Annotated in this window: 32 protein-coding genes; 28 read left to right on the top strand and 4 right to left on the bottom strand. The window is 57.6% G+C overall.

Annotated features, from left to right (window positions below; all coding sequences use genetic code 11):
* The first annotated feature begins 179 nt into the window (after positions 1–179).
* The 6 genes from BJF95_RS01190 (at position 180) to BJF95_RS01165 (ending at position 4,678) form a co-directional block, all read left to right on the top strand.
* Positions 180–656, top strand: a complete 477-nt coding sequence (locus BJF95_RS01190) for a YcgN family cysteine cluster protein (protein ID WP_175577177.1) — start codon at positions 180–182, stop codon at positions 654–656.
* Between the two features lie 384 nt (positions 657–1,040).
* Positions 1,041–1,490 (top strand): Cu(I)-responsive transcriptional regulator, encoded by a 450-nt coding sequence (gene cueR, locus BJF95_RS01185; protein WP_075637617.1) that lies wholly within the window; start codon positions 1,041–1,043, stop codon positions 1,488–1,490.
* A 119-nt stretch (positions 1,491–1,609) separates the two neighbouring features.
* Entirely contained in the window at positions 1,610–1,810 is a 201-nt protein-coding gene (locus BJF95_RS01180) for a heavy-metal-associated domain-containing protein (protein WP_075637616.1), read from the top strand.
* A gap of 337 nt (positions 1,811–2,147) precedes the next feature.
* Positions 2,148–2,495 (top strand): carboxymuconolactone decarboxylase family protein, encoded by a 348-nt coding sequence (locus BJF95_RS01175; protein WP_075637615.1) that lies wholly within the window; start codon positions 2,148–2,150, stop codon positions 2,493–2,495.
* 182 nt (positions 2,496–2,677) lie between these two features.
* A complete protein-coding gene (locus BJF95_RS01170) occupies positions 2,678–3,172 on the top strand; it encodes a hypothetical protein (protein WP_075637614.1) in 495 nt (164 codons plus the stop codon).
* A gap of 252 nt (positions 3,173–3,424) precedes the next feature.
* On the top strand, positions 3,425–4,678 hold the full coding sequence (locus BJF95_RS01165; protein WP_075637635.1) for a DNA-packaging protein: 1,254 nt from the start codon (positions 3,425–3,427) through the stop codon (positions 4,676–4,678).
* A 63-nt stretch (positions 4,679–4,741) separates the two neighbouring features.
* Here BJF95_RS01165 and BJF95_RS23965 read toward each other — a convergent pair whose 3' ends face one another.
* Complete coding sequence (locus BJF95_RS23965; RefSeq protein ID WP_175577176.1) at positions 4,742–4,885, bottom strand: hypothetical protein; 144 nt, start codon at positions 4,883–4,885, stop codon at positions 4,742–4,744.
* A 235-nt stretch (positions 4,886–5,120) separates the two neighbouring features.
* Here BJF95_RS23965 and BJF95_RS01160 point away from each other — a divergent pair, with 235 nt between their 5' ends.
* The 9 genes from BJF95_RS01160 (at position 5,121) to BJF95_RS01125 (ending at position 10,877) form a co-directional block, all read left to right on the top strand.
* Positions 5,121–5,735 carry a glycoside hydrolase family 19 protein gene (locus BJF95_RS01160; protein ID WP_075637613.1) on the top strand — a complete coding sequence of 205 codons (615 nt, stop codon included), beginning with the start codon at positions 5,121–5,123 and terminating at the stop codon, positions 5,733–5,735.
* 45 nt (positions 5,736–5,780) lie between these two features.
* Positions 5,781–6,968, top strand: coding sequence for a phage portal protein (locus BJF95_RS01155; RefSeq protein ID WP_075637612.1), 1,188 nt, complete (start codon positions 5,781–5,783; stop codon positions 6,966–6,968).
* A gap of 214 nt (positions 6,969–7,182) precedes the next feature.
* Entirely contained in the window at positions 7,183–7,503 is a 321-nt protein-coding gene (locus tag BJF95_RS01150; RefSeq protein WP_075637611.1) for a DUF6107 family protein, read from the top strand.
* Between the two features lie 26 nt (positions 7,504–7,529).
* Positions 7,530–8,105, top strand: a complete 576-nt coding sequence (locus tag BJF95_RS01145) for an HK97 family phage prohead protease (protein WP_075637610.1) — start codon at positions 7,530–7,532, stop codon at positions 8,103–8,105.
* A 4-nt stretch (positions 8,106–8,109) separates the two neighbouring features.
* Positions 8,110–9,354: a phage major capsid protein gene (locus tag BJF95_RS01140; protein WP_075637609.1), complete on the top strand. Its 1,245-nt coding sequence runs from the start codon at positions 8,110–8,112 to the stop codon at positions 9,352–9,354.
* Between the two features lie 96 nt (positions 9,355–9,450).
* Positions 9,451–10,017 carry a head-tail connector protein gene (locus BJF95_RS01135; protein ID WP_075637608.1) on the top strand — a complete coding sequence of 189 codons (567 nt, stop codon included), beginning with the start codon at positions 9,451–9,453 and terminating at the stop codon, positions 10,015–10,017.
* Entirely contained in the window at positions 10,017–10,355 is a 339-nt protein-coding gene (locus tag BJF95_RS01130) for a phage head closure protein (protein WP_075637607.1), read from the top strand. Before BJF95_RS01135 ends, BJF95_RS01130 begins: the two co-directional genes overlap by 1 nt.
* A complete protein-coding gene (locus BJF95_RS23960) occupies positions 10,352–10,495 on the top strand; it encodes a hypothetical protein (protein ID WP_175577175.1) in 144 nt (47 codons plus the stop codon). Before BJF95_RS01130 ends, BJF95_RS23960 begins: the two co-directional genes overlap by 4 nt.
* Complete coding sequence (locus BJF95_RS01125) at positions 10,476–10,877, top strand: DUF3168 domain-containing protein (RefSeq protein WP_075637606.1); 402 nt, start codon at positions 10,476–10,478, stop codon at positions 10,875–10,877. Before BJF95_RS23960 ends, BJF95_RS01125 begins: the two co-directional genes overlap by 20 nt.
* A 27-nt stretch (positions 10,878–10,904) precedes the next feature.
* Here the strand turns inward: BJF95_RS01125 and BJF95_RS01120 are convergent, their stop codons facing one another.
* Complete coding sequence (locus tag BJF95_RS01120; protein WP_175577174.1) at positions 10,905–12,134, bottom strand: MFS transporter; 1,230 nt, start codon at positions 12,132–12,134, stop codon at positions 10,905–10,907.
* Positions 12,135–12,290: 156 nt separating this feature from the next.
* Between BJF95_RS01120 and BJF95_RS01115 the strand changes: the two genes are divergently transcribed.
* From BJF95_RS01115 to BJF95_RS01090, 6 genes are all read left to right on the top strand, one after another.
* The gene (locus BJF95_RS01115; protein WP_075637604.1) at positions 12,291–12,701 is read left to right on the top strand and encodes a phage major tail protein, TP901-1 family; all 411 of its coding nucleotides are present in this window, start codon (positions 12,291–12,293) and stop codon (positions 12,699–12,701) included.
* 11 nt (positions 12,702–12,712) lie between these two features.
* Positions 12,713–13,069, top strand: coding sequence for a gene transfer agent family protein (locus BJF95_RS01110; RefSeq protein ID WP_139317355.1), 357 nt, complete (start codon positions 12,713–12,715; stop codon positions 13,067–13,069).
* Positions 13,070–13,176: 107 nt separating this feature from the next.
* Complete coding sequence (locus BJF95_RS01105) at positions 13,177–13,389, top strand: rcc01693 family protein (RefSeq protein WP_280950428.1); 213 nt, start codon at positions 13,177–13,179, stop codon at positions 13,387–13,389.
* On the top strand, positions 13,382–13,978 hold the full coding sequence (locus BJF95_RS01100) for a phage tail tape measure protein (protein ID WP_075637601.1): 597 nt from the start codon (positions 13,382–13,384) through the stop codon (positions 13,976–13,978). Before BJF95_RS01105 ends, BJF95_RS01100 begins: the two co-directional genes overlap by 8 nt.
* Positions 13,979–13,987: 9 nt before the next feature.
* A complete protein-coding gene (locus BJF95_RS01095; protein WP_075637600.1) occupies positions 13,988–14,629 on the top strand; it encodes a DUF2460 domain-containing protein in 642 nt (213 codons plus the stop codon).
* Positions 14,626–15,516, top strand: coding sequence for a DUF2163 domain-containing protein (locus BJF95_RS01090; protein ID WP_075637599.1), 891 nt, complete (start codon positions 14,626–14,628; stop codon positions 15,514–15,516). The genes BJF95_RS01095 and BJF95_RS01090 overlap by 4 nt, the downstream gene beginning before the upstream one ends.
* Here the strand turns inward: BJF95_RS01090 and BJF95_RS01085 are convergent.
* Positions 15,509–15,859 (bottom strand): NIPSNAP family protein, encoded by a 351-nt coding sequence (locus BJF95_RS01085; RefSeq protein WP_075637598.1) that lies wholly within the window; start codon positions 15,857–15,859, stop codon positions 15,509–15,511. The two genes, BJF95_RS01090 and BJF95_RS01085, sit on opposite strands and share 8 nt — an antisense overlap.
* Before the next feature lie 128 nt (positions 15,860–15,987).
* Positions 15,988–16,797: an FkbM family methyltransferase gene (locus BJF95_RS01080; RefSeq protein WP_139317354.1), complete on the bottom strand. Its 810-nt coding sequence runs from the start codon at positions 16,795–16,797 to the stop codon at positions 15,988–15,990.
* A gap of 267 nt (positions 16,798–17,064) precedes the next feature.
* On the opposite strand from BJF95_RS01080, the gene BJF95_RS01075 reads away from it, so the two are divergent.
* From BJF95_RS01075 to BJF95_RS01045, 7 genes are all read left to right on the top strand, one after another.
* A complete protein-coding gene (locus BJF95_RS01075) occupies positions 17,065–17,499 on the top strand; it encodes an NlpC/P60 family protein (protein ID WP_075637596.1) in 435 nt (144 codons plus the stop codon).
* A gap of 2 nt (positions 17,500–17,501) precedes the next feature.
* Positions 17,502–21,347 carry a baseplate multidomain protein megatron gene (locus tag BJF95_RS01070; protein ID WP_075637595.1) on the top strand — a complete coding sequence of 1,282 codons (3,846 nt, stop codon included), beginning with the start codon at positions 17,502–17,504 and terminating at the stop codon, positions 21,345–21,347.
* 69 nt (positions 21,348–21,416) lie between these two features.
* On the top strand, positions 21,417–21,650 hold the full coding sequence (locus BJF95_RS01065) for a hypothetical protein (RefSeq protein WP_075637594.1): 234 nt from the start codon (positions 21,417–21,419) through the stop codon (positions 21,648–21,650).
* Positions 21,651–21,814: 164 nt separating this feature from the next.
* On the top strand, positions 21,815–22,126 hold the full coding sequence (locus BJF95_RS01060; protein ID WP_139317353.1) for a hypothetical protein: 312 nt from the start codon (positions 21,815–21,817) through the stop codon (positions 22,124–22,126).
* Positions 22,127–22,191: 65 nt separating this feature from the next.
* Complete coding sequence (locus BJF95_RS01055; protein WP_075637593.1) at positions 22,192–22,866, top strand: response regulator transcription factor; 675 nt, start codon at positions 22,192–22,194, stop codon at positions 22,864–22,866.
* A 101-nt stretch (positions 22,867–22,967) separates the two neighbouring features.
* The gene (locus BJF95_RS01050) at positions 22,968–24,371 is read left to right on the top strand and encodes an ATP-binding protein (RefSeq protein WP_075637592.1); all 1,404 of its coding nucleotides are present in this window, start codon (positions 22,968–22,970) and stop codon (positions 24,369–24,371) included.
* Between the two features lie 404 nt (positions 24,372–24,775).
* On the top strand, positions 24,776–25,198 hold the full coding sequence (locus BJF95_RS01045; RefSeq protein ID WP_075637591.1) for a hypothetical protein: 423 nt from the start codon (positions 24,776–24,778) through the stop codon (positions 25,196–25,198).
* Positions 25,199–25,333: the final 135 nt, after the last annotated feature.

Raw genomic sequence — 25,333 nt, 5'->3', positions numbered from 1 at the left:
GGAAGTCAGTCTTTATCCCACCATGCTTTAAACTGCAAAGCTTGACTTAAAATCTCTCAACGCTCATGGCGTGGGTCCATCATAGGCGCGATCAACGGCCACGTCGTGAAACATTCCAGATTGCAACCAATTTGGGCTATAGTGAGAAGAGAGGCGGGATCGGCCCGCTGAGGATAATGATGAGCACCGAACCTTATTGGAAAACCAAGAGTCTGGCCGAGATGACCACCGTGGAGTGGGAAAATCTCTGTGACGGCTGTGGTCTCTGTTGTCTCAACAAGCTGGAGGATTGGGAAAGCGGTGAGGTGTTTTTCACTTCCGTTGCCTGCACGCTGCTGGATGGCGAAACCTGTCAGTGCAAGGATTATCCCAACCGCAAGGCAACCGTGCCCGATTGCATTCAGTTGACTCCCGATCAGGTGGAAACCCTCTCCTGGTTGCCGCCAAGCTGTGGCTATCGGCTGGTGCATGAAGGGCACGATCTCTATTGGTGGCACCCTTTGGTGTCAGGCGATCCCGATACCGTGCATCAGGCCGGAATTTCGGCCAAAGGCCGCACCGTCAGCGAAGATGATGTCTCGGTGGATGAGTTTGAAGACTATCTCTGTGATTGGCCGCTGACCGTATTGGATGACAGTGCCGGACACACACCATAGGCAGGGTTGTGCCTGGCGTGAACACAGGTCGATAGCGGGGCAGGCGAGAAAAGAATCAGTTTTCTCAATTGCGATCCATGCGCGTCGACATCCTGATTTTGTTCAGGTTGCAATGTGCTGCCAAATTGGAAGACATAAACTGTTTGTTTGCGGAATGTTGCTATTGATCCACAAAATAAGGCGGGCACTGCCCGTTTTTGGGCAAAATCTGGCTAGCTGTTTTATATAGCTTAATTTTTATTCAATATATTGTGAAGTTGATGAATGTTTTTTAGGCTCATTCGGGTCGGATATATTGATAGTTAACACTAATTGTGGCAAAGAATTAAAAGTGCAGATTTAAGGCATTTACTATCTTTGGTTGCTGTGCAGGAAGGACGTGCAATGAATATCGGAGAGGCCGCAGCGGCATCCGGCGTTTCCGCGAAAATGATCCGTTATTATGAGGAAATCGGGCTGGTTATGCCTGAGCGACGCACCTCTAGTAACTACCGGGTTTATGGGGATAACGAAGTGCACCGCCTACGGTTTGTCCGCAGAGCGCGTACTCTTGGATTTTCGTTGGAAGAAACAGAACGACTCCTTGGACTGTGGAGCGATACCTCGCGCAAGAATGACGATGTCCGCGCTGTTGCGCTGGACCATCTCAAGGAGCTTGAGGAAAAGATGGAAGCCATGCGCGCCATGGCCGACACCTTGAAAAACCTTGTGGATCATTGCCAGACCGGCAATCGGCCAGAATGCCCAATTCTTGATAATCTGTCGGGAACGGCTGATCATGGCACCAATACCGATGAGGGTGGGGCTGTTTTGGAAGTTGTGCGCAGTTTGTAACCTTGTGATGGCGGTCCGCCCGCTTCCGTTGGACGCTTGACTTTGTTCTTGTCAAGCAGACCTTCTGCGGCGGATCTTGCGCAAAAGGGCGACAATGCGCAAAAGGAGTTTGTTGTCCCATGGCTGATGTCAGCGAATTTTACGTTGAAGATATGACCTGTGGTCATTGCGAGCGCGCGGTGCGCGAGGCCTTGGCTGAAAACCTGCCCGGAGCAGCCGTTACGATTGATCTGCCCCGGCACCACGTGCGTGTGGAAGGTGACGCTGAAAAGGCGCAAACCGCCATTCGCGAGGCTGGCTACACCCCTGTTGCCGTATAATCCTTCATAAATCTGCTTCCTTATCTTGGCATCGGCCCGCAGGTTCACCTTTTGGTTGTGGCGTGCGCACATTCTGCCGTGAAGCTTTAGATTGGTGTTTGCGCATCGAATTTTCCGTAAACCGGTTCCCAGTTTTCAGACCAAAGCTTTATCTGCTTTGGTCTTTCCGAGGCGAGGGAGACAACGGCAAGCCATTGATCTGGCTATCTTCTTGACACTCATCAAATCAGCCTGATCCATTTTGTCGCAAGGCGGTTGTTTCGCTTGCATTCTGTTTCATAGCGTTTCCTATATGTTTTCAGTGTTACACGCGAACCTGTCTGTGGAGACCTGAATCATGAGCAAGTCCTATCCCGATACCACCCGCCGGATCAGCGGCCATTTGCGCACCTTGCGTAAAGATATTCCTGATGTGATGCAGGGTTTCTCTGCTTTGGCGCAAGGAGCGTCCAAGCCGGGCGCGCTGGATAAAAAGACCAAGGAGTTGGTGGCTCTCGGCATTGCCATTGCCACCCGTTGCGATGGCTGCATTGGCTTTCACACCGAAGCGCTGATCAAGCTGGGAGCCACACGGGCTGAATTTGTCGAGACTTTGGGAACGGCGATTTACATGGGCGGCGGGCCTTCTGCCATGTATGCTGCCGACGCCATGGGAGCGTGGGAACAATTCGGCGGTGCGGCTTAATAAGGAAATATTCCTTTTTAGGAAAAAAGTCCTTGACGGCGTCACGGTGGTTTGATAGAGTTTCTATACAGTCGGAAAACTGCGGCAAACGGCAAGTTTGCAGCAGATGACGGACACAATGACAGTTTTGAAAGGTCCACTTTGTGGGCCTTTTTTTATGTCTTCGTTGAGGAGGTTGGGGCATGAACCCGGTTGATCTTTCCCTGTTTGGCTTTTGGCCGACACCCGCTTTGCACGGTGCTGTTGAGGGACTGGAAATCAAATCCGCTGATCTGGCCCGCCTGAACGCCCATTTCGCAGCACTCTTGAACGATCTGACGCAGGAAATGCGCGCCCAGTTTGAGCAGTTTCGATTGTTGCGCGAGGGGGCAGAAGCCCTGATGCGCGGCGATGATGATGCAGCAGTCAAGCTGGCACGGGCCGATTTGAAGGCCGCCTCGGACGCCATGTCGGTGATTGTGCGCACACTTGAGAAAGTCGATGCACTGCAGCGCCAGTTGATGCGCGACCGTGAAGCGGAGGAGGAGCGGGCAGAGGGCGACCATGAAACCCTGGAGCGGGCACAGTCCCGGCTGCTGGCGCTGGTGGATCAGCAGGCAGATGCCAAAGCGCAAATGCTGTTGGCGGAGTGGACGCGCGCGGCACAGACGGCGGGCTGCGATCCGCCGCCCTCGTGATCTGCGTTGCACGATGAAGCGAAGGGGGATGGTGTGAGCGGAAAACGAAAAAACCTGAATTCGGGCACGGCTCCCTCGGCCCTTTTGGCACGTGTACAAGAGGGCGGCGCAAGTTTGCAGGGGCTGCGCAGCGAGATTGAAAACTTGCGCCAGACGGTGCTGGCGATACGCGATGTCGGGGCCGATCTGGTGCAGCACATTGGCGTGCGGCCAGAGGCGATAGAGGTTGCATCTCATGCCCCGGCGGCGGCCATGGATGTTTTCGATGCGCTGGAACTGACCGCCCTGCGTCGGCTGGCGCAAAGCTGGGCGCTGCTGCGCCATCCGCTACAGGCCCCGCCAGACGGGGCGTGGCGTAATTGGTTGCTGATGGGCGGGCGCGGCTCTGGCAAAACGCGGGCCGGGGCAGAGTGGATTCACGCCATTGCCTCACGCGGTGAGAAATCGGATTTGCGCATTGCGCTGGTGGCCGAAACTCTGGGCGATGCCCGTGAGGTGATGGTGGATGGGCTTTCGGGCATTGCCCGCATTGCCCGCCATAAGCGGCCAGAGGTGGAGATTTCGCGGCGCAGGCTGGTGTGGCCCAATGGTGCCGTTGCGCAAATGTTTTCCTCGGAAGACCCGGAAAGCCTGCGCGGACCACAATTTCACTATGCCTGGTGCGATGAGATTGCCAAATGGAAACACGCTGAAGAAACCTATGACATGTTGCAATTTGCGCTCCGATTGGGCACCGATATCCGGCAGGTGATCACCACCACGCCGCGCCCGGTGCCGATTTTGAAACGCCTGTTGAGTGATCCCGGCACGCGATTGTCAAAGCTCTCCACCTTTGGCAATGCCGGCAATCTGGCCCCCGGTTTTATCGAGGCGTTGCAAGTGCGCTATGGCGGCACGCGGCTAGGGCGGCAAGAGCTGGATGGCGAGCTGATCGAGGATCGCGACGATGCGCTTTGGCGGCGCGATCAGTTGGAGGCGCTGACCGTGCGGCAAAAAGAACCGCTGGGTCGCATTGTCATCGGAGTTGATCCGCCGTCCGGTGCGGGCGCGCATTCTGTCTGCGGCATTGTGGTGGCGGGGCTAGACCGCGTGGGGCGTGCCGTGGTGCTGGCCGATTGCTCGGTGACGGGTGAAAGCCCTGCTGGCTGGGCGACAGCGGTGGTGCGGGCCTATCGACGGTTTGAGGCAGATCGCATTGTGGCCGAGGTCAATCAGGGCGGCGAAATGGTGGGGGCACTGTTGAAAAGCGTGGATGCCAATCTGCCCATTCGCATGGTGCGGGCCACGCGCGGCAAGTTTTTGCGGGCCGAACCGGTGGCGGCTTTGTATGAGCAGGGCCGCGTTTTACACGCGGCCCGCATGAGCGATCTCGAAGATCAAATGTGCGACTTTGGCCCGGATGGCCTGTCCAGTGGCCGCTCACCCGACCGGCTGGATGCCCTGGTCTGGGCGCTCACGGCCTTGCTTTTGGAAGGCACTGGTGAGCCGCGCATTCGCACACTTTGATGGCCGGGTATTTGCGATGGCCGGGCATTTGCAGAAAACGCCCTAAAATCCTTGCCAGCCTGATTATTTGGAAGCCTGAGCGGGCTGAGGTGCCGGTTGGCGCATCTGCCGCCATTCGGATTCAAGGCGCTCAACGATATGGCTCGGAATGGTCTTCTTGGCTTCTACGATCACATTGCTGATGTGGGTGCTGCTCTTGGCGTCCATCTCACGTCTCCTGTCATCATTGCCATCATGGCAAGGTTATCTGTTGCGCTGCCTATAACTGGCGTCGCGCCGATAAGTTCCACAGGCTTAAACTTTTGTAAATATCGACCTTGGCTTCGTTAAACGATTGAATTTTGTTTAACCGATTTAAATTCCAAGTTTTTTTCGGGTTCATTTCAGTTTTGCGACAGCAAGCGCGCCTCACTCCCCCTCATATATGAAGAGCGATGTGTTTATGAATGCAACGATACAGCAGGACTTTTTCAACCATCTTCGCCGCACGCTTCTGGGCGGCAAGATCAGCCAAGCCCAGGTGGATGGCATCAATGCCATTGTGGCCAGCTGGAACAAGCTGGGCAACACCGACGACAAACAGCAATTGGCTTATGTGCTGGCCACGGCTTTCCATGAAACGGCGGGGCGATTAACGCCGGTGCGCGAAACCTTGGCGGCAAGCGATGATCAGGCCATTGCGCGGCTGGACCATGCGTTTCAGGCCGGACGTTTGCCGCAGGTGAGCAAACCCTATTGGCGCAAGGATGCAGACGGCAAAAGCTGGTTTGGTCGCGGCTTTGTGCAGCTGACCTTCAAGCGCAATTATCAGGTGATGAGCGATGCGCTGGGGATAGACCTGATCACCGATCCGGCGCAGGCCATGGAGCTTGCTATCTCTGCCGATATTCTGGTGGTGGGCATGCGCGATGGCCTGTTTTCAGGCCGCAAGCTTGGCCACTATTTTCAAGGCGAGCGCGCTGATTGGCAAAATGCCCGACGCATCGTCAATGGGCTGGACCGCGCTGACGTAGTGGCCGGACATGCCAAGGTAATTTTGGCGGCGTTGCAGGCGTAAGCCTTGCCATTATTGCTTCAAGACTATCATTTTCAGGAGAACATCATGCTGTCTTCTTTTCGTCTGCCGCGTGCTTTTTCAGGCCTCAGGCGGGCCGATGCTGCGCTCCCGCAGAGCAAAGGCACCAAGCCGTCGCGTGGTGGTTTGGCCATGCTGATGTCGGGTGTCACAGGGTCCGGCATGGGCCGGTCTTATGCGGCGTTGTCGCGCGGCGGGTTTATGGGCAATCCGGTGGCGCACCGGGCCGTGCGGTTGGTGACTGAAGCGGCGGCGGCTGTGCCGCTTCTGGCCTATGATGGTGATCGGGAACTGAGCACCCATCCGGCGCTTGCCCTGTTGACTAAACCCAATGCCCGCGCAACCGGGGTGGATTTTCTGGAAATGCTCTATGGGCATCTGTTGTTGTCGGGCAATGCGTACCTTCGGCCCCTGTGGCTGGGCGGGCGGTTGATGGAACTGCATCTGCTGCGGCCAGATCGGGTGAGCGTAGTGGAAGGGCCGGATGGCTGGCCGGTTGCCTATGATTATCGCGCCAATGGCACCAGCCAGCGCATTCCAGCCGATGGTGAACCATTACCGATCCTGCATTTCAGGCTGTTCCATCCGCTCGATGATAATATTGGCTATGCGCCGCTGGCGTCTGCCCATGCCGCACTCGATCTGCACAATGCAGCAGCCAGCTGGAACAAGGCGCTTTTGGACAATTCAGCCCGTCCTTCCGGCGCCTTGGTCTACCAGCCCAAAGAGGGCGGCAACCTGCCGCCCGAGCAATATGAGCGGCTGAAAGAAGAGCTGGAACAGGGCTATTCCGGTCCCATGCAAGCAGGCCGCCCGATGTTGCTGGAAGGCGGGCTGGATTGGAAAGCCATGAGCCTGACGCCGCGCGATATGGATTTTGTCGATGCGAGAAACGGGGCTGCGCGCGACATTGCCCTCTCGCTCGGCGTACCGCCCATGCTGCTCGGCATTCCCGGCGACAATACCTATGCCAATTATCAGGAGGCCAACCGGGCGCTCTATCGCCTCACCGTGCTGCCGCTGTTGCGCCGCACGGCTGCCAGCCTGTCGGGCTTTTTGGCGGATGCTTTTGGCGAGGCGCTGGAATTGCGGCCGGATCTCGATCAGGTGGAAGGCCTGTCGTCGGAGCGCGATGCGCTGTGGGCGCGGGTGGGGGCGGCGAGCTTTCTCAGTGATGAGGAAAAGCGGCAGGCTGTGGGCTATGGGGTGGGGTAGGGGCATTTTACGAGGGGGTGAGCGGCACACATCGATGCCAAACACATCCACCACCACCTGACTCAATTTCTCAAGTCCTTCACCCAAAACATCAACCTATTGAATCACTCTGCGAGCATTCGCTCTCAAGGGATTCATTTGATTCACATTCCGTGCATTTCAGAACAATTGCAAATTGCATCTTCAGCAATCATAGCGAGAAAAGGTTAATAAAATGAGTGACTTCACCCCCGAAGCACCTTTGTGGGGGGCGCGGGTTTGCGGGGCCGTGGCGGGGGCTGCCATCTCGCTGATTTATCTTTTGCCGCACAGTCGGCGCGAAGCGGCCAGCCGGTTTTTCACCGGCCTTGCCTTCGGGCTGATTTTTGCAGCCCCCACCGGCCAATGGCTGGCGCGCCAGCTGGATGTTGTCGAGGGCTTGTCTGGCGCTGAGATCATCTTGGCCGGAGCCACCATGGCCAGCCTGATGGCTTGGTGGGTGCTGGGCGCGCTGTCGCGGCTGGCGGGCAAATACGGCTCCAAGAGCGGCCTCTAATTATCTCAAATATCAAGGAGAATGTCATGCACGCTTACCGCGGGCCGGGACGGCTTGTGCGCAAATTTGCAGATCTGACACTGGCCGATATGGGCGGTGATGGCACGTTCAGCGGCTATGCCAGCGTGTTCGGCGAGGTCGATCTGGGCCGCGACATGATCGAGCCGGGGGCCTTTCACAATTCGCTGACAACACGCGGGGCGGCGGGCATTCGTATGCTCTACCAGCACGACCCCAGCCAACCGATTGGCGTGTGGACCACGCTGAAGGAAGATGCGCGCGGTCTTTATGTTGAGGGCCGTCTGTCGCCCGGTGTCAAACGCGCCGAAGAGGTGCGGGCGCTGATGAAAAGCGGCGCACTCGATGGCCTGTCCATCGGCTTTCAAACGGTCAAGGCCCGGCAAGAGGGCAAGACCGGCATTCGCCGCATTCTGGAGGCGGATCTCTGGGAAATCTCGGTGGTCACCTTTCCCATGGCCCCCTCGGCGCGGGTCTCAAACGTCAAAAACCAGCGGTTTTACCGCGACAAGGAAACCGAGCTGATCCGTGCAATGCGCCGGGCAGCGAAGGCAATGGCAACCGCAAACTTCAAAAGAGGATAAGTCTATGAGCACACATGAAAATCCAGCACCAGAAATCAAAGCAATCCCGGAAACCATGACCGCCGCCTTTGACGAGTTCATGGAGGCGTTCAGCGAGTTCAAACAGGCCAATGATCAACGTCTCGGTGAAATCGAGCAGAAATTAACCTCTGATGTCATCACCCGCGACAAGGTGGAGCGCATCAACAAGGCCATGGATGAACAGGCTCGCGTGATTGACCAACTGGCGCTGAAAAAGCTGCGACCCGCTCTGGGCCGGGGCGGGGCCGTGAGCCTTGAAACGGCAGAGCGTAAGGCCGCCTTTGACGCCTATATCCGCCGGGGTGATGAGACGGCACTGCGGGATCTGGAAGCCAAGGCCATGGCCACATCCAGCGATGGCGGCTATCTGGTGCCGGATGAAACCGATAGCGAAATTGGCCGTCGCCTTGCCTCCATCTCGCCCATTCGTGGCCTGGCCACCGTGCGGCAGGTGTCTGGGGCGGTGTTGAAAAAGCCCTTTGCCCCGGCAGGCATGGCCTCCGGCTGGGTAGCGGACACGGCGGCCCGCCCACAGACCGACACGCCGCAACTCACCGAACTGTCCTTCCCCACCATGGAACTTTACGCCATGCCCGCCGCCACGCAATCACTGCTGGATGATGCGGCGGTGGATGTGGAAGCGTGGATTGCCGGCGAGGTGGACATTGCCTTTGCCGAGCAGGAAGGCACAGCCTTTGTGTTGGGCGATGGCACCAACAAGCCCAAGGGCTTTTTGGCCTATAACACGGTTGCCGATAATGCTTGGGCCTGGGGCAGTCTTGGCTATAAGGCCTCGGGTGCGGCGGGTGCCTTTGCCAGCTCCGGTCCATCCGATGTGTTGCTGGATACCGTCTATGCGCTCAAGGCTGCTCACCGCCAGAACGGCACCTTTGTGATGAACCGCAAAACCCAGGGCGAAATCCGCAAGTTCAAGGATGCGGATGGCAATTATCTCTGGCTACCCCCAGCAGGCCCCGGCCAGCAGGCATCGCTGATGGGCTTTCCCATCGCGGAAGCCGAGGACATGCCCGATATTGCCGCGAACGCCTTTTCCATTGCTTTTGGCGATTTCAAGGCGGGTTATCTGGTGGTGGATCGCACAGGCGTGCGGGTGCTGCGCGACCCCTATTCGGCCAAGCCTTATGTGCTGTTTTACACCACCAAACGCGTGGGCGGCGGTGTGCAGAATTTTGAAGCGATCAAGCTGATCAAGTTTGCGGCCAATTAATTTGTTTCAATAATTTAAGGCATTCGCTGGGGTACCCCCTCTGCCTGGCAAGGCAGAGGGGGTGAATCACGCGCTCCAACGTTCCCGGAGACCACCATGACCACGACCACCCTCACGCCGCCAACGGCGGAGCCGCTGACGCTCACTGAAGTCAAAGCCCAGCTGAAAATCGATACCAATGACGAAGACGACCTTCTCGCCAGCCTGATCACTACTGCGCGCCAACATCTGGAAGCCGAGACCGGCCTTTGCCTGATGACGCAGACATTGCGGCTTTACCTGGATGACTGGCCAGACAGCGAGGTGATTCAGCTTGCGAAAACTCCGGTGCAAACCATTGATACTGTCACGGTTTACGATGAAAACGGCCAGCCTGTTCAGGCATCGCTTCAAGATCATCTGCTGGATGGGCAGGCGCGGCCAGCCCGGCTGTGGCTGCGCAATCCACCGCTGCCGGGGCGTCCCATCAATGGCATCGAGATTGATTTTACCGCAGGCTACCGCACCGTAACCGAGGTACCCGATACCTTGCGCCGGGCATTAAGCCTGCATGTGGCGGCCATGTATGCCTATCGCGGTGTGGTCTCAATTGCCGATCAGCCCGCCGTTTTGCCGCTCGGCTATGAACGGCTGATTGCCCCCTTCTGCCGAAGGAGACTGTGATGGCAGCTTTCACCATGCCCGATCCGGGGAAACTCCGTGCGCGGCTTATCCTGCAACAGCCGGTGGAGGGCAGCGATGGGCAGGGCGGTGTTGAGCGCAGCTGGCAGAATGTGGCGACACTCTGGGCACATGTCGAGCCGCAAACCACCCGCCGTGATGAGCAGGGGCCTGCGGAGATTGCCACCGTCACCCACACGATCACCATCCGCTATCGCCCGGATTTGGCGCGGGGATGGCGGCTTGCGAAGGGCACGCGGATTTTCACCCTGCAAAGCTGGCGCGACCCGGATGAAAGCCAGCGGTTTATGCTGCTGGAATGCGCGGAGGAGCTGGCATGAGCATGACGTTTTCCCTCACCGGTGCCGATCTCGCGGCTACCTTGCGGCGCATGGCTGAAGAGGCCGCCAAGCGCGCCTTGGCAAAACGCGCGCAGGAAAACCAAAATGAGGAGGGTGCCGATGACCAGTCCGGTCAATAGCCTGCTGCGCGCCATCACCGGCACGTTGCTGCAAAATACCACTGTGCTGGGCATCATCGGCAATGACGGCATGAAGGATCGCCACCTGCACCGCACCGCTCAGCCCTATCTGATGGTGGGCGATGTGGAGAGCAAGGATCTCTCCACCGATGGCGATGGTTTGCTGGAATGTTTCGTCACACTCCAGGCGTGGTCATCCACCAGCCGCCGCGAGGTGGAAGTCTTGGCCGATCTGCTGCGCAATCTGCTGCACGATGCGGATCTGGCGCTGGCTCAAGCCAGTCTTGTGTCCATCGTGCATGTCAAAACGGTTAGCCGCCGCGAGGTCAAGACCGCGCTTTATCTGGCGGAGGTGCAGTTTCGGGTGGTTATCGGGACCTAAGCTTTATTCTCAGTTCAAGCATGCGCGTTATCGTTCAACGGAGCCCAATTGAGCGCGACATGCCACCGCATGGTTGCTGCTTTTGGCAATCATCACCAGCGTGATCAATGCCACAAGCACAGTTGCCCCGACCATCAACGTCAGGACAAGAACCATTGGCAGGCCACCGCGATCGAGAAGAGCCGCCACCAGCACGGGTGAAAGGGCGGTGCTGATATTGCTGGGCAGCGCAAGCCTTGCGGAAATCCCTGCATAGCGGCTGGCCGAGAAAAAGCTGAGCGGCAGCACGGTGCGCGAAATGGCAGACAGGCCGGACCCAAGGCCATAAGCGCCAATGAACAGACCCAGCATCACCGTTGAGCCATTGCCAAGGGCCAGTGCCAGAAAGCCAAGAATGATCAGCCCGGTTGCGGCAAGGCCAGAGGCCATAGGCGAGGTCCTCTTGCCCGCAAACGTATCGGCGGCGCGAGCAGAAATGCCCAGTACAGACCGAAAAGAGCCCAATTGCAGTGCCAGCGCCGGGCTTGCCCCGGCCTGTTTCATCATTTCAATCAGGGAAGAGGAAATGCCAAAGGTGAGGCCACTGAAGCCAACGCTAATCACCGCAAGGGCAAGCACGGCTAGCCGCTGTTGTCCGGCGCTGAGCTGCAGGGGTTCCTGATCGGCAGCGGCCTGTGCCGCGTGTGATCTTGTCTCGATCAAAGGCAGCCCAAACCGATGCAGAGGGGCCAGCACCAGCAGATGAAAACCGGCGGCCATCAGCAGCGTTTCGCGCCAGCCAAACAGGCCGTTCAGCCAACTGGCCAGGGGCCAGCAGATGGTGGGAGACAGGCCGGTGAAAATCATCAAGAGGCCAATCGTACTTTTGGCTGATGCGCCTTCGCGTTCCACCACAGCGGTATAGCAGGGCACGCTGAGGGATAGCGTACCAGCGATGCCGAGCGTGACCCAAGCGGCAAAATACGCCACGGGTTCATGGGCTTGCGACAACACCGCCAAGCCGCTGGCAAACACCACGGAGCCTGCGGCCATAACGCTGGCGGCTCCATATTTTTCCAAAAGACGACCGCTGAGAGGGCCGGCAAAGCCCATGATCAACATCATCACCGTCATGCCGAGAAAGCCGATCTCGGTGGTCATGCCAAGGTCTGCGGCGATGGTGCGACCAAGCACGCCCAGCATGTCAAACGATGTGCCCCAGCCAAAAATCTGGCTGATCGACAGCATGAAAATCAGGCGCACGCGTGCTGGTGTCATGAAGCTATTCCTGCGGCAATAGTTCATGTTTTGTACTGTATTCGATCGTTTGCCAAGGCTTGTTTTGTGAAGATTGGGTGACGGTCAGGGTTAAGCTTTATCCCATGCAGGCCATCAGCGCACTTTCAAACATTAATAATCAAAAGGAGCATCATTATGGTTGCCCAACGGGGTAAGGATCTTCTGTTGAAGATCGAAAATGGCCCAAATTATCAAACGGTTGCGGGTTTGCGTTCACGCAAGCTGGCTTTCAACACCCAGACGGTGGATGTGACCGATGCGGAGAGCGCCGGGCGCTGGCGCGAGCTTTTGGCTGGCTCTGGAACCAAGCGGGCGTCTTTGTCGGGCGCGGGTTTGTTCAAGGATCAGGCGTCTGATGAACTGGTGCGGGCGGCGTTTTTTGCGGGCTCCATTTTGACATGGCAGGTGGTGATTCCGGGGTTTGGTTTGGTCTCCGGCCTGTTTCAGGTCACGGCGCTGGATTATTCCGGCGAGCATGATGGTGAGTTGAAATTCGACATCGCGTTGGAATCGGCGGGTGAAATCAGCTTTCAGGTGTCAGCATGAGGGGGCGTGTGATGACCGGAGCCGCGATTGCCCGCGCCAACCGCCGCCGTGGCGAAGTGGAAGCGGTGATTGACGGCGAACGCCGTATTTTATGCCTCACGCTCGGCGCTTTGGCAGAGCTGGAAACGGCCTTTGCCGCCGACAGTCTGGCGGATTTGGCCGATCGGTTCTCACGGGGCAAGCTTTCCAGCCGCGACCTGATCCGCATTCTGGCGGCCGCCCTGCGCGGTGGCGGCAATGAGTGCTCCGATGATGATGTGAGCGATATGTGCATGGAAGGCGGGCTTGCGGCCAGCATTGATGTTGTCCGCTCGCTGCTGTTGGTGACCTTTGGGGCGGCGCAGGAGGCGGCCCCCGCAAACCCGTAGTGCATCGGACCGAAAAGTGGGAACCGGTTTTCGGAGCAATCCGATGCACATCTCAAACCCCAGAGCATCGCTCCGATGCTTCTAAACCCGCAGCCGGTCACAAATGCCTGTCAGAGCCCTCTCCCTTTCCGTGGGAGATGGTGATGCACGTGGGCCTTTGCCTGCTGCGGCTGGACCCCAGATTGTTTTGGGCGCTAACCCCCCGTGAATTCGCAGCCATGAGCGGAGCGTTTAAACCCGCACCCGCAGGACTTGGCCGCGCTGACCTTGCCGCCTTGATGGCGCTTTACCCTGATCAGAAAGAGGAAGCTGATGGCTGATGATGAAAGCCTGTCTATGTCTCTCAATCTGGATGCCACCAGCGCCACCAAGGTGCTGGATGATCTGGAAACGCGCTCGAAAAGCTTTGGCTCGGCCCTCACCAGCGCCTTGAAAAGTGCCACAACCGGTGGTGACGGGCTGGAAAGCACACTGAAATCACTTGGCACCCAGCTTGCCAATATCTCGCTCTCATCTGGTTTGCAGCCTTTGCAATCGGCGCTGTCATCGCTGACATCAAGCGCTACCTCCGGCCTGTCGTCTGGCATCAGCTCGCTGTTTGCCTTTGAGAAGGGCGGGGTGCCGGGGTCTGTTACGCCCTTTGCCAATGGCGGCATTGTCTCCAGCCCGACCTATTTTGGCATGAATGGCGGCAACACCGGGCTGATGGGCGAGGCGGGCAGCGAGGCGATTTTGCCGCTAAAACGCGGGGCGGATGGCTCCCTGGGCGTTGCCACCCAAGGCGGCGGTGGTGCGACACAAGTGAATTTCAATGTCACGGCGCAGGATGCCGCAAGCTTCAAGAAAAGCCAGGGCCAGATCTCGGCCATGCTGGCCCGCACGGTCAGAGGCGGCCAGCGCAATCTATGAGGAGATGTTATGACCGCAGCCTTTCACGAGGTGCGCTTTCCGCTGCGTGTGTCGCTGTCCACCAGCGGCGGGCCGGTGCGGCGCACCGATATTGTCAACCTGTCCAATGGCCGCGAGGCACGAAACCAGCGCTGGGCCAATTCACGCCGCAGCTATGATGCAGGCTCCGGCGTCAAATCCTTGAGCGATCTCTATACGGTGCTGGAGTTTTTTGAAGCGCGTAGCGGCCAACTCAGAGGGTTTCGCTTTCGTGATCCGCTGGATTTTACCTCCTCTCGACCGGGCCGGGCCATCACCGCGTTTGATCAGGCCCTTGGTATCGGCAATGGCGTGAACGCGCGGTTCCAATTGCTCAAAACCTATGGGGATGAGGCGGCCGGTTGGAGCCGCACCATCACCAAGCCCGTGGCAGGCACGGTGACATTGTCGGTCAATGGCGTTGCTGTGCCAAGCGCTGCCTTCGCCTGTGATGCGACAACCGGCGTGGTGACGTTTTCTCAGGACAATATTCCTACGTCCGGTTCTGTGATCCGGGCGGGCTTTGAGTTTGACGTACCGGTGCGCTTTGACACTGACCGGATCGAGATCAACCTGGAAGCCTTTAACGCTGGTCGCATTCCCTCCATTCCGCTGCTGGAGATTGTTACATGAGAGTGATCCCCGATGCTTTGGCCGCCCATCTCGCAGGGGATGCCACAACGCTGTGCACCTGCTGGCGGGTGATCCGCACCGATCAAATGGTGTTAGGCTTTACCGATCATGATCGGGATTTGACCCTGCTGGGCACGCAATGTCACGCCGCCAGTGGCTTTTCGGCCAGCGATGCGGAAGCCGAAACCGGTCTTGCAGCCCCATCCTCCGAGGTGGCGGGGGCATTTTCCTCTGAGGTCATCACGGAAGTGGATTTGATGGCCGGGCGCTATGATGGCGCGCGCATTGAGGTCTACCGCGTCAACTGGCAAGACCCCAGCCAATATCTGCTGCTGAAAGTGCAGGAAATGGGCGAGGTCAAACGCCAGACGGGCCAATTTACCGCAGAATTGCGCAGCTTTACCGCCAAGCTCAATCAGGAGCAGGGCCGCACCTTTGGCCGCCGCTGCGATGCCAGCCTGGGCGATGCCCGCTGCGGCGTGAATATGAGCGTGGCGGGCCGGCGCGTCAGCGCAACCGTTGTGACCATGGAGAGTGGCGACCGCATCACGGTATCCGGCATCGAGGGTTATAGCGACGATCATTTCCGCTATGGCGGGCTCACGGTGACAAGCGGAGCCGAGACGGGCGTTGTCGCCGATATCGAAACCAGCCGCACAAGTGCTGGCACCACCATCTTGAGCCTTTGGCTGCCGCTGGATGTTGCCCTTGCTGCGGGCGACAGGCTGACCCTCAGCATCGGTTGCGACAAAAGCTTTGCCACCTGTCGCGACACCTTCACTAACGCCGCCAATTTTCGCGGCTTTCCCCATATGCCGGGATCAGACTTTGCCTATTCCTATGTCAGCGGACAAGTGGCGCATGATGGCTCGCCGCTGTTTAAATAAGCTTCAAATCTCTATTCCGGCGGAGTGCGTCAACGGCCTCGGCACGCATGTCTATGACCGATTTGAGACTGGTGGCAATGCGGGCTATAATCTCGCTGCGTGGTCCATTTCTCCAAGCATCGCTCTTGTAGAAAGCCTCTTGTGTCGCTTCAAGGTGATGCAAGTTATCATAAGCCCGGATCAGATAATAAGCATCGGGGTCGTGCTCGGACTTTCCGTAAGTGACCACATCAATACCAGCGCTCTCGTGCAACGGAACGCTCACGTTCGTCATGAGCGTATGGAACGCGTCGCTGGTTCCTGGATGAAGAGTATAAAGCAATATTTCAACAGCTCTTGTCATCAGGGTAACTTTCTCTGATGGTATCCAGACCGTATAATGTGCAGGGAACCAAAGAACGGTAAGCGAAATTTGTAAATGGCATCGACACCTTTCTCTATGCCGTGATCAGACTTTGCTTGTTCCTAAGCTCACGCGATGCGTTCAAAAACGATATGGCAGCGCTCGTGCGGCAGGTCTTGCGGTGCCAATGGCAGAAAATGGCCCGCCTTGGTGTCGAGAATAACCGGCTTGAACAGCGTGGTGGGGAAGAATTTGAAAATGTCGCTGTTCTTGTGGCCATAATCTGCCAGATCCGCATCGCCATGCAGCTCCACCAGCCAATGGCAGTGGGGATCTTTCAGGGTTTCTGTGGCGGCGCTCAGAGCCTCGATTTCGTGGCCCTCAATGTCGAGCAGCACAAGGCCGGGCGCGCCATAGAGCTGTGTCATATCATCAATGGTCAGCACTTTCAGCTTCGGCGTTGTGCTATCGGCCCGTCGCGCGCGGCCATTCAAACCGCCGTCAATGGCGATGTCCAACTTGCCAGAAGAGACAAGACCATGCACGCAGGTGACATTGTCAAACTGGTTGGTGGCCAGGTTTTGCAAGGAGACTTTGTGGTTATGGGCGTTTGCTTCCACCGCAATCACCCGGCCAGCTTTTCCCGTCAGTTGGGCCAAAAGCATGGCGATAACGCATTGATGCGCGCCAAGATCAAAAACGGTCTTGCCCGTCAGGTCAAAGCGTTTCAGCTCGTCAATCTCGGGCATGGCGCTTTCGTCATGGTCATACCATTCGGCACCGATGGGATCGGCGATCAGCACTTTCAGCCGATAGCCGCCGTAATTGTGTTCGCTGACATAGCTTGAAAAACGGCGCGTCATAAAATTCTGCTTGGCGCGCCGCAGTGTATCATAGACCTGTTCAGGCAGGATCGCCCGAATTGCCGTTTTGAGCACGACTGTCTCCTGTTTTTCTTGGACGTGATCACACCGAATGTCAGCGTTCTCAAAATGATAGCAACACAGCTCTTCGTTGCGCGATTGTTTGTCCACCAATTCAAATGTGGGGTCAAGTAACACTTGCGAACATCAATAGAATATTGATTTCTATTTAACGTGTAAGGTTAATTTCAGTGCTTTCCTCTGCGGCCTGCGCAAAATGACAGGCGCACCTGTAGTTTGCGCACCAGCATTTCCCCCATGATGATCAGTCCTTGAGGTTCCATGACCCCTATCAACGCACGCGTCCTTGCCCTCGCGCAAGGCTGGATTGGCACGCCCTATCGGCATCAGGCATCAAGGCAAGGGGTTGGCTGCGACTGTCTTGGTCTGGTGCGCGGTATATGGCGCGGATTGTATGGCCAGGAACCGGAAGACCTGCCAGCCTATGCACCCGATTGGGCCGAGCGCGCCGGGCAGGAGCGCTTGCTTGAGGCGGCACAGCGGCATTTTATTCCGCTGGAAAACCTGCAGGTGGCAGAGCCAGGTGATCTGCTGGTGTTTCGCTTTCAACCTCATTTTGCCGCCAAGCATCTGGGGGTTTTGGCCCCCGATCAGCATTTTATTCATGCCTATGAGCAGGCGGCGGTGATCCGCTCACCTCTGGTGCCCGCCTGGCGGCGGCGCATCGCGGGCTGTTTTCGTTTTCCGGAGAGATAAACATGGCCACAGTGGTATTTCAGGCGGCAGGTGCGGCCGTTGGCAGTCTTTTCGGCCCGGTTGGCACCATGCTGGGGCGTGCTGTTGGCGCGCTTGCGGGCAATGCGGTGGACACCATGTTGCTGGGCGGCAAAACGGTTACGGGCGCGCGCCTTGCCACTGCCCGGATTGGCGGGGCCAGCGAAGGGGCCGCCCTCAACCGGCTCTATGGCACCGCCCGTATTGGCGGCTCACTGATCTGGGCGACTCGCTTTGAGGAAGCGCTGACGTCTGAGCGCTCGGGCAGCAAATCCAGCGGCAACCAAAGCAAAACCTATCATTACTATGCCAATATTGCGCTGGCGCTGTGCGAGGGGCCGGTGGCGGGCCTTCGCCGGGTGTGGGCCGATGGCGAGGAGATGGATCTGAGCGCGGTGGACATGCGGTTCTACCCCGGCTCGGAAAGTCAGGGCATTGATCCGCTGATTGCGGCCAAGCAAGGTGGCGCCAACGCGCCCGCCTATCGCGGCGTGGCCTATGTGGTGTTTGAGCGGCTGCCGCTCGACACTTACGGCAATCGCATTCCGGTGTTGCAATTTGAGGTCATGCGCCCGCGCGGAACCCTTGAGAGCCAGATCCGTGCTATCACTATTATTCCGGGTGCCACCGAGCATGGCTATGCGACAACAGCGATAACAGAAAGCACCAGTGCCGGAGCGGCCCGCTCGCTTAATCGCAACACGCTTGTCGCTGCCACCGATTGGGAAGCGTCGCTGAACGAATTGCAGGCGCTGTGTCCCAATCTGTCTTCCGTGGCGCTGGTGGTCAGCTGGTTTGGCACCGACCTGCGTGCCGATCATTGCGCGGTGGTGCCGGGGGTGGAAGTTGTGGCGCGCGATGGCGAAAGCCGCAGCTGGAGCGTGTCGGGCATGGCTAGAGATGCGGCGCGGCTGGTCAGCCGCAATCAAGGTGGCCCGGCCTATGGCGGTACACCGGACGATGCAAGCGTGGTCGAGGCCATTGTTGATCTAAAAAAACGCGGCATCAAAACCTGTCTCTATCCGTTTTTGATGATGGATATTGCGGCCAACAACGGCCTGCCGGACCCTTATGGCGCAAGCCAGCAGGCGGCCTATCCCTGGCGGGGGCGCATCACCTGTTTTCCGGCACCGGGCCAGTCTGGAACACCCGACAAAACAGCACATATGAACGCCATTGTTGCGTCTTTCATGGGCAGCGCGCAGGCCAGTGATTTCAGCGTGTCTGGCACAAACGTTACCTATCATGGAACAGATACGGGCTATCGCCGCCTTGTGCTGCATTATGCGCTGCTGGTCAAAGCGGCGGGCGGGGTGGATGGCTTCATCATTGGCTCGGAACTGGTGGGGCTGACCACATTGCGCGGAACGTGGAACCGCTTTCCCTTTGTGGAGGCACTGGTGCAATTGGCAGCCGATGTGCGTGCCATTTTAGGCCCAGCCACCAAGCTGACCTATGGAGCCGACTGGAGCGAATATTTTGGCTACCATCCCGCTGATGGTTCGGGCGATGTGTTCTTTCACCTTGATCCGCTGTGGGCCTCCAGCGCCATTGATGCGGTGGGGATCGACAATTATATGCCGCTCTCCGATTGGAATGATGCGGATTTTACCGCCACCAATCCCGATGGTTTTGCCATTGCCGATGATCTGAGCGGCATGCAACGTCAGATCACCGCAGGCGAGGGCTATGACTGGTATTATGCCAGCGCCGCCGATCGAAAGCTGCGCAAGCGCTCCGCCATTTCGGATGGGCTGGCGGGCAAGCCATGGGTGTTTCGCTATAAGGATATTCAGGGCTGGTGGGAAAACACCCATTATAACCGCATCAATGGCGCTGAGCTTTCCACACCCACCGCATGGCGGCCCCGCGCCAAGCCCATCTGGTTTACCGAGCTGGGCTGCGCCGCTGTGGAGCGGGCCGGCAACCAACCCAATGTGTTTCCCGATCCGAAATCATCGGAAAATGCCTTGCCCTATTTCTCTTCCGGCATGCGCTCGGATGCCATGCAGCGCAGGTTTTTGAGCGCGCATCTTGGCTATTGGCAAGGGGGCAACGCACCGGCTGGCATGGTGGATGCCAATCACATTTTTGTCTGGACATGGGATAGCAGGCCCTTTCCGGCTTTTCCTTATGATACCAATCTGTTTGCCGATGGCAGCAATTGGCGCACCGGCCATTGGCTGAACGGCAGGTTGGGGGCAGGCACTGTTGCCGAAGTGATTGCCGCCATTTTGGACGATTGCGGCTTTGATGATTACGATGTCTCGGCGGTGACAGGTGATTTGTCTGGCTATGTGCAAGGCGATATTTCGTCAGCGCGACAGCTGATTGAGCCGCTGCTAGACACCTATCTGATTGACGTGATCGAAGATGGCGGGCAGCTCAAATTTCGCTCGCGCAATGCAGCAAGTCTTGTGGCAACGCCTGCGGAGGTGCTGGTCGATGCGGATGGAGAACCATTGTGGGTGGAAAGCAGAGGCGACCGCACGGATTATGCCGGGCAGGCGGTGCTGACCTTTTATGATCCCGGCAATGATTTTCAGGAGGTCAGCGCCCGCTCACGCCATGTGCTGGGCGCATCCGCGAGGCTTCTTTCCACCAGCCTGCCCGCCGTGATGGAAGAGGCGCAAGGTCTGGCGCTGGTGGAAAGCCGGTTGCGGGATCATCGCATGTCGCGCCGAAGCGTGACATTGGCCCTCAGCCCCAATCATCTCTTCCTTCAGCCCGGCGATGTCATGCATGTGCCAAACGGGCCTTCGGGGCGCTTTTTGATTACCCGGATCGACGACAGTGACCGGCGATCCGTTGAGCTGCGCGAAATGGCGGCTCCTGTGTCGGTGCAGACATCGGTGGCGGTTCCTGCGAAAGTCCAGTCCAGCCGGGCATCCGATGGGTTTGCACCTCTGATCCAGTTGATGGATTTGCCGCGCTATAGTGATGGCGATGTGGGCACCTTTGCGCGCGTCGCCGCCTATGCCAAGCCATGGCGCAAGATTGTGCTGTCCTCCTCTGCCGAGCGCGAAAACTACGCCACCCGTGCGGTGGTGCAGGGGCCAGCCACGGTGGGCCAACTCAATAGCCCGCTTGCGGAGGGTGTTTCTGGCCGGTTTGATCGGGCCAACCGGCTGGATGTGACGCTTGTCAGCGGCAGTTTTTCGTCAGCCTCAAAGCTTGCGGTTTTGAACGGCGATAACCGCCTGGCCATCAAGGCCAGCAATGGCGTTTGGGAGGTGGTTGGCTTTGAGCGTGCAGAGGAAGTGTCATCGGGCCGCTGGTCCTTGACTGGCCTGTTGCGCGGGCTGTTTGGCACGGAGGATGCGATGATGGCGGGCGCAAGTGCTGGCGCGGAAATTGTCGCGCTCAACGCTGCGGTGACGGCGCTGGATATCGCCAGCTCCGAAATTGGCCTGACGTTGAATTGGATTGCAGAGGCCGCAGGCACCGCGTTCGCGCCCAGCGGGCCTTTCACCTTTGCCGGTGGCATGCGGGCAGAGACGCCGCTATCGCCGGTACATATGCGTGCGCAAAGGATGGTGAGCGGCGATATTGCCCTGACATGGCTGCGGCGCGGACGCATCAATGCCGATAACTGGGCGCTTGCCGATATTCCCCCGGATGAAGATGCCGAGACCTATCAGTTGGAGATCTTGAACGGGCAGACCCTTACCGTGCTGCGCACGCTCCGCCTGTCCGAGTCAGTCTATCTTTACACTGCCGCCCAGCAGGCAGCCGATTTTGGCAAGGCGACCCGGAACCTCATGGTGAGGCTGCGGCAGGTGGGGCGTGTTGCCATGGGCATTCCAAAGATCGTGGAATTTCACCTTTAGTCGATCTCCCCAAACGCCGGTTTTCCGGCGTTCGCGATGATGTGTTCAACCCGAAGAAAGGACAAGAGCATGACAGACAGCAAGGCGTGGTATGAATCAAAGGCAGTTTGGGGTGCAGTCATTGCCATTCTGGCCTCCATTTTACATCTCGGCGGCTACGAACTGGGCCTTTTGGAACAAGGCCAATTGGTTGATGGGGTGGTCAGTCTGGTTGGCTCTGTTGGCGCGCTTGTGGCGCTCTATGGCCGAATTGTCGCAAGCCATGCATTGAGGGCACCGAAAGGCCAGACAACCGAGATGTGATGGCAATGGAAGTGTGAGTGGGAGTGGGTGGCTTCAGTTTTGCGTGAAGGCGCTGCCGCAAGCAATCACGCTTCCGGCAGTGCTTTAAAGAGCATTCATTTGCCATTCAGCCGCTCTTCGCTACAAATTGACTATCGAATCCGATTGCGGCAGAGTGGAAGATAATGGCAGTACAGTGGACCATAGGCGGCATATCAACCAAGCTTTCATGCTTGTTGATTTCGGCTGCATCCGTGCTCGTTGTTGCGTTATCCCCCGTTGGTGCGCAAGCGCAAAATGAGCAAAACGGCAACGGTGACAGCCCGCAAACGGGGCGCGTTGATTGCCGCAATGCGGCTTTGCGCGCTGTGGATCAATCTGGCGGGCAGCTTTTGTCGGTGCGCACATCGGGCGATCAATGCGTTGTGACCATTCTTGTGCCTGGATCGGGTGATAATGCGCGTCCACGCAAAAAGACCGTTCAGATTTCGCGCTGAGCATTGTAAGACGGTTTTCACAAAAAGACTGTCTGTCAGGACGGATCGAAACGGAGAGCTTGAGAATGCGAATTCTTGTCGTCGAGGACGATGTAAACCTAAACCGGCAACTGGTTGAGGCGCTTCAGGAAGCTGGCTATGTCGTTGATCAGGCGCAAGACGGTGAAGAAGGTCATTTTCTGGGCGATACCGAACCCTATGACGCCGTGATTCTGGATATCGGCCTGCCGTCCATGGACGGCATTACCGTTCTGGAGCGCTGGCGCTCGGCAGGCCGGGTCATGCCGGTGCTGATTTTGACTGCCCGCGACCGCTGGAGCGATAAGGTCTCCGGCATTGATGCAGGCGCTGATGATTACGTCACCAAGCCCTTTCATGTTGAAGAAGTTCTGGCGCGCATTCGCGCCCTGATTCGCCGCGCTGCAGGTCATGCCTCGTCTGAAATCGGCTGTGGTCCGGTGCGGCTGGATACCAAAAGCTCCAAGGTCACGGTGGATGGCAAGGCGCTGAAGCTGACCTCGCACGAGTTTCGTCTGCTGTCTTATCTCATGCATCACATGGGTGAGGTTGTGTCGCGCACCGAGCTGGTCGAACATATGTATGATCAGGATTTTGACCGCGATTCCAACACGATTGAAGTGTTTGTCGGGCGGCTTCGCAAGAAAATCGGGCTGGATATGATCGAGACGGTGCGCGGGCTTGGCTATCGCATCAAAGCGCCTGATCGCGTTGAGGGGTAAGCCGGCTTGCAAACGTGCGCCACGGTTTTTCGATGAAAACCAGCGGTAAAACAAGAAACGAAGCAGGCATTGCTTGGGCCTGCCAACGAAAGTCTGCTTAGGTGTTCAAGGTCAAATCGCTCACCTTACGCGTTTTGCTGTTTGCCACTCTTTGGTATGTTATTGCGTTGGTGACCATGGCTTTGGTCATTTCGGCACTCTATCGGACGGGCGCAGAACGGTCTTTCAATGACCTTTTGCGCGCCCAGCTCTATAATGTGGTGAATTCCGTCTCGGTTGGCGATGGTGAGAGCCTGGTGGGCAGCCCGGCGCTGGGGGATTTGCGCTTTTCGCAGCCGGGAACCGGCTGGTATTGGCTGGTGGAGCCACTGGGCAGTTTTAATGCCGCGCCCTTGGCATCGACTTCGCTGGGCTTGACCAATTTGCCGGTGCCGAGCTTTGAAGAAAGCCCGTTTGATCAGAATTATGAGCGTTTTTACGGAATGACCGATAGTTTCGGCAATCGGCTGCGGGTTGCGGAAACCGAGGTTATTCTGGATGAATCCGGCCGGGCGGCGCGTTTTCGTGTGTCGGGCAATCTGAAAGTGGTGGAAGATGAAATCACCGCTTTTTCGCGCAGGCTCTATGCCGTTCTGGTGGCCTTTGGCTTTGGTGGCCTGCTGGTCAATGCCGTGACCGTTGTGCTGGGCCTCAAACCGCTGGATCGGGCGCGGCGGGCGCTGGAGCGTATCCGTGGTGGCGAGGCAGAAAAGATCGAGGGTGAATTCCCCCGCGAAATTGAGCCGTTGGCCAATGAAATCAACGCTTTGATTGAGAGTAACCGGCGCATTGTCGAGCGCGCCCGCATGCAGGTGGGCAATCTGGCCCACTCGCTCAAAACGCCCATTGCCGTGCTGTTGAATGAGGCACGGGCCGTGCATGCCCCCCATGATGAGGTGATCAAGGTGCAGGCCAGCGCCATGCAGAGCCAGGTCAGCTCCTATCTCAATCGTGCGCGCATTGCCGCCCAGCGCGATTCCATTTTGTCGCGCACCGAGGTTGAGCCGGTGTTGGAGCGGCTGGTGCGCGTGATGCGCAAGCTGAACCCGGAAAAGCAGTTTGAGCTGCATATGGAAGGCACCGGGCTGACGCTGGCCATGGAAAGTCAGGATTTCGAGGAAACTCTCGGTAATCTGCTGGAAAATGCTGCCCGCTACAGCGAGCATCTGGTGACGGTCACAGCCAGATTGGCCCCCGCCGGTGAGGTCGGCGTTGATCCCAGCCGCAAGGCGTGGCTGGAAATCATCGTTGAAGATGACGGGCCGGGTCTTGCGCCTGATCAGATTGGCGAGGCGCTGAAGCGTGGGCGCAGGCTGGATGAAAGCAAGCCCGGCACGGGGCTTGGCCTGTCGATTGTCAAAGAGATCACTTCGGAATATCAGGGAAAGCTTGGATTGTCGCGGGGCGTGAGCGGCGGCTTGCTGGCGCGGCTTGTGTTGCCTGCCGTGTCGCGTGACATTGCCTAAAGTGGATGAGCGGCTGTGAAGAAAGACATTGCCGCTTCGAAATCGTGGCTTGCAAAACAGGAATGGGTCAGGCTTAACATGGCGGTAGACTTTATTGCGCAATTCCTCATATCCGACGCGACGGGAGGGGAAATTTATGCAATAGATAGAGAGGATTACAGTCCGCTTTGCTGATGCGTGAGCACACAAAACGGGTTGTCATGCTTGAAAGCGCCCAGCGTTTTATCAAGCGCGCATAAAGCATGTCGCGTTTCAGTGTTTTCAATGAAACGAGAACGGACATGCTAGACAATGAGAGATAAAGCGGGTGGCATATCCTGTTCACTGCGATCCGCTTCAGGGGTGCTGTAACAGTTTATGTATGCAGTCAGACGATATGAACATGAAAGGGTAAGTCGCACGTCATGATGATCTCCAACACAGGTCTCGTTGCCCTTTTAGTGTGCACCTTCGCCCTTGCCTCCTGCCAGACGACACAGCCGGGTGGTCTGCAAAGAGGAGTGTTTGGCTCATCCGCGAGCGCGTCGGTTTATATCCGCGCCTTGCAAGGCGGTGTTGTGTCTAAGTCCGGTGCCGATCTCTCCAATGGGCAAAAGCAGCGCGCACTTGAAGCGGAATATAGAGCGCTGGAAACCTCACCATCCGGCCTGAAAGTGACGTGGCGCGATGATGATGCCGCCGGCGAAGTGATGGCTGCAGCCCCTTATCAGGTCGGCAATCAGAACTGTCGTCAGTATAGACACACGGTGACAATGGACGGCAAAAGCTATCAAGGGCGCGGGGCCGCCTGCCGCAATGATGACGGCACCTGGACACCGCTCAATTAAGTTTGGGTGAATTTTTCTCTTAATGCAATTTAAGATAGAAATTATCGTGTATCTTCCCTAGTGAATTCGTGTAAAGACTAGCCGCTGATCAATTGTGAATTGCCCTATGTCAAAGAGCGCGGCATGGATACTGCT

It is taken from the genome of Rhizobium oryziradicis (assembly GCF_001939045.1).
Lineage (GTDB): Bacteria > Pseudomonadota > Alphaproteobacteria > Rhizobiales > Rhizobiaceae > Allorhizobium > Allorhizobium oryziradicis.
The sequence above is the reverse complement of the archived record's forward strand: the minus strand, read 5'-3'. Positions and strand labels throughout refer to the sequence as shown.

What these genes read in the sequence shown, in the direction of transcription:
- BJF95_RS01175 (WP_075637615.1), top strand. Translation starts at nt 2,148, where the DNA reads ATGAGCAAGTCCTATCCCGATACCACCCGCCGGATCAGCGGCCATTTG.
- BJF95_RS01135 (WP_075637608.1), top strand. Translation starts at nt 9,451, where the DNA reads ATGACCACGACCACCCTCACGCCGCCAACGGCGGAGCCGCTGACGCTC.
- BJF95_RS01070 (WP_075637595.1), top strand. Translation starts at nt 17,502, where the DNA reads ATGGCCACAGTGGTATTTCAGGCGGCAGGTGCGGCCGTTGGCAGTCTT.
- BJF95_RS01100 (WP_075637601.1), top strand. Translation starts at nt 13,382, where the DNA reads ATGGCTGATGATGAAAGCCTGTCTATGTCTCTCAATCTGGATGCCACC.
- BJF95_RS23960 (WP_175577175.1), top strand. Translation starts at nt 10,352, where the DNA reads ATGAGCATGACGTTTTCCCTCACCGGTGCCGATCTCGCGGCTACCTTG.
- BJF95_RS01120 (WP_175577174.1), bottom strand. Translation starts at nt 12,134, where the DNA reads ATGACACCAGCACGCGTGCGCCTGATTTTCATGCTGTCGATCAGCCAG.
- BJF95_RS01115 (WP_075637604.1), top strand. Translation starts at nt 12,291, where the DNA reads ATGGTTGCCCAACGGGGTAAGGATCTTCTGTTGAAGATCGAAAATGGC.
- BJF95_RS01160 (WP_075637613.1), top strand. Translation starts at nt 5,121, where the DNA reads ATGAATGCAACGATACAGCAGGACTTTTTCAACCATCTTCGCCGCACG.
- BJF95_RS23965 (WP_175577176.1), bottom strand. Translation starts at nt 4,885, where the DNA reads ATGGACGCCAAGAGCAGCACCCACATCAGCAATGTGATCGTAGAAGCC.
- BJF95_RS01155 (WP_075637612.1), top strand. Translation starts at nt 5,781, where the DNA reads ATGCTGTCTTCTTTTCGTCTGCCGCGTGCTTTTTCAGGCCTCAGGCGG.
- BJF95_RS01145 (WP_075637610.1), top strand. Translation starts at nt 7,530, where the DNA reads ATGCACGCTTACCGCGGGCCGGGACGGCTTGTGCGCAAATTTGCAGAT.
- BJF95_RS01055 (WP_075637593.1), top strand. Translation starts at nt 22,192, where the DNA reads ATGCGAATTCTTGTCGTCGAGGACGATGTAAACCTAAACCGGCAACTG.
- BJF95_RS01165 (WP_075637635.1), top strand. Translation starts at nt 3,425, where the DNA reads ATGGATGTTTTCGATGCGCTGGAACTGACCGCCCTGCGTCGGCTGGCG.
- BJF95_RS01125 (WP_075637606.1), top strand. Translation starts at nt 10,476, where the DNA reads ATGACCAGTCCGGTCAATAGCCTGCTGCGCGCCATCACCGGCACGTTG.
- BJF95_RS01190 (WP_175577177.1), top strand. Translation starts at nt 180, where the DNA reads ATGAGCACCGAACCTTATTGGAAAACCAAGAGTCTGGCCGAGATGACC.
- BJF95_RS01150 (WP_075637611.1), top strand. Translation starts at nt 7,183, where the DNA reads ATGAGTGACTTCACCCCCGAAGCACCTTTGTGGGGGGCGCGGGTTTGC.
- BJF95_RS01140 (WP_075637609.1), top strand. Translation starts at nt 8,110, where the DNA reads ATGAGCACACATGAAAATCCAGCACCAGAAATCAAAGCAATCCCGGAA.
- BJF95_RS01130 (WP_075637607.1), top strand. Translation starts at nt 10,017, where the DNA reads ATGGCAGCTTTCACCATGCCCGATCCGGGGAAACTCCGTGCGCGGCTT.
- BJF95_RS01065 (WP_075637594.1), top strand. Translation starts at nt 21,417, where the DNA reads ATGACAGACAGCAAGGCGTGGTATGAATCAAAGGCAGTTTGGGGTGCA.
- BJF95_RS01095 (WP_075637600.1), top strand. Translation starts at nt 13,988, where the DNA reads ATGACCGCAGCCTTTCACGAGGTGCGCTTTCCGCTGCGTGTGTCGCTG.
- cueR (WP_075637617.1), top strand. Translation starts at nt 1,041, where the DNA reads ATGAATATCGGAGAGGCCGCAGCGGCATCCGGCGTTTCCGCGAAAATG.
- BJF95_RS01045 (WP_075637591.1), top strand. Translation starts at nt 24,776, where the DNA reads ATGATGATCTCCAACACAGGTCTCGTTGCCCTTTTAGTGTGCACCTTC.
- BJF95_RS01170 (WP_075637614.1), top strand. Translation starts at nt 2,678, where the DNA reads ATGAACCCGGTTGATCTTTCCCTGTTTGGCTTTTGGCCGACACCCGCT.
- BJF95_RS01180 (WP_075637616.1), top strand. Translation starts at nt 1,610, where the DNA reads ATGGCTGATGTCAGCGAATTTTACGTTGAAGATATGACCTGTGGTCAT.
- BJF95_RS01075 (WP_075637596.1), top strand. Translation starts at nt 17,065, where the DNA reads ATGACCCCTATCAACGCACGCGTCCTTGCCCTCGCGCAAGGCTGGATT.
- BJF95_RS01060 (WP_139317353.1), top strand. Translation starts at nt 21,815, where the DNA reads ATGGCAGTACAGTGGACCATAGGCGGCATATCAACCAAGCTTTCATGC.
- BJF95_RS01090 (WP_075637599.1), top strand. Translation starts at nt 14,626, where the DNA reads ATGAGAGTGATCCCCGATGCTTTGGCCGCCCATCTCGCAGGGGATGCC.
- BJF95_RS01110 (WP_139317355.1), top strand. Translation starts at nt 12,713, where the DNA reads ATGACCGGAGCCGCGATTGCCCGCGCCAACCGCCGCCGTGGCGAAGTG.
- BJF95_RS01085 (WP_075637598.1), bottom strand. Translation starts at nt 15,859, where the DNA reads ATGACAAGAGCTGTTGAAATATTGCTTTATACTCTTCATCCAGGAACC.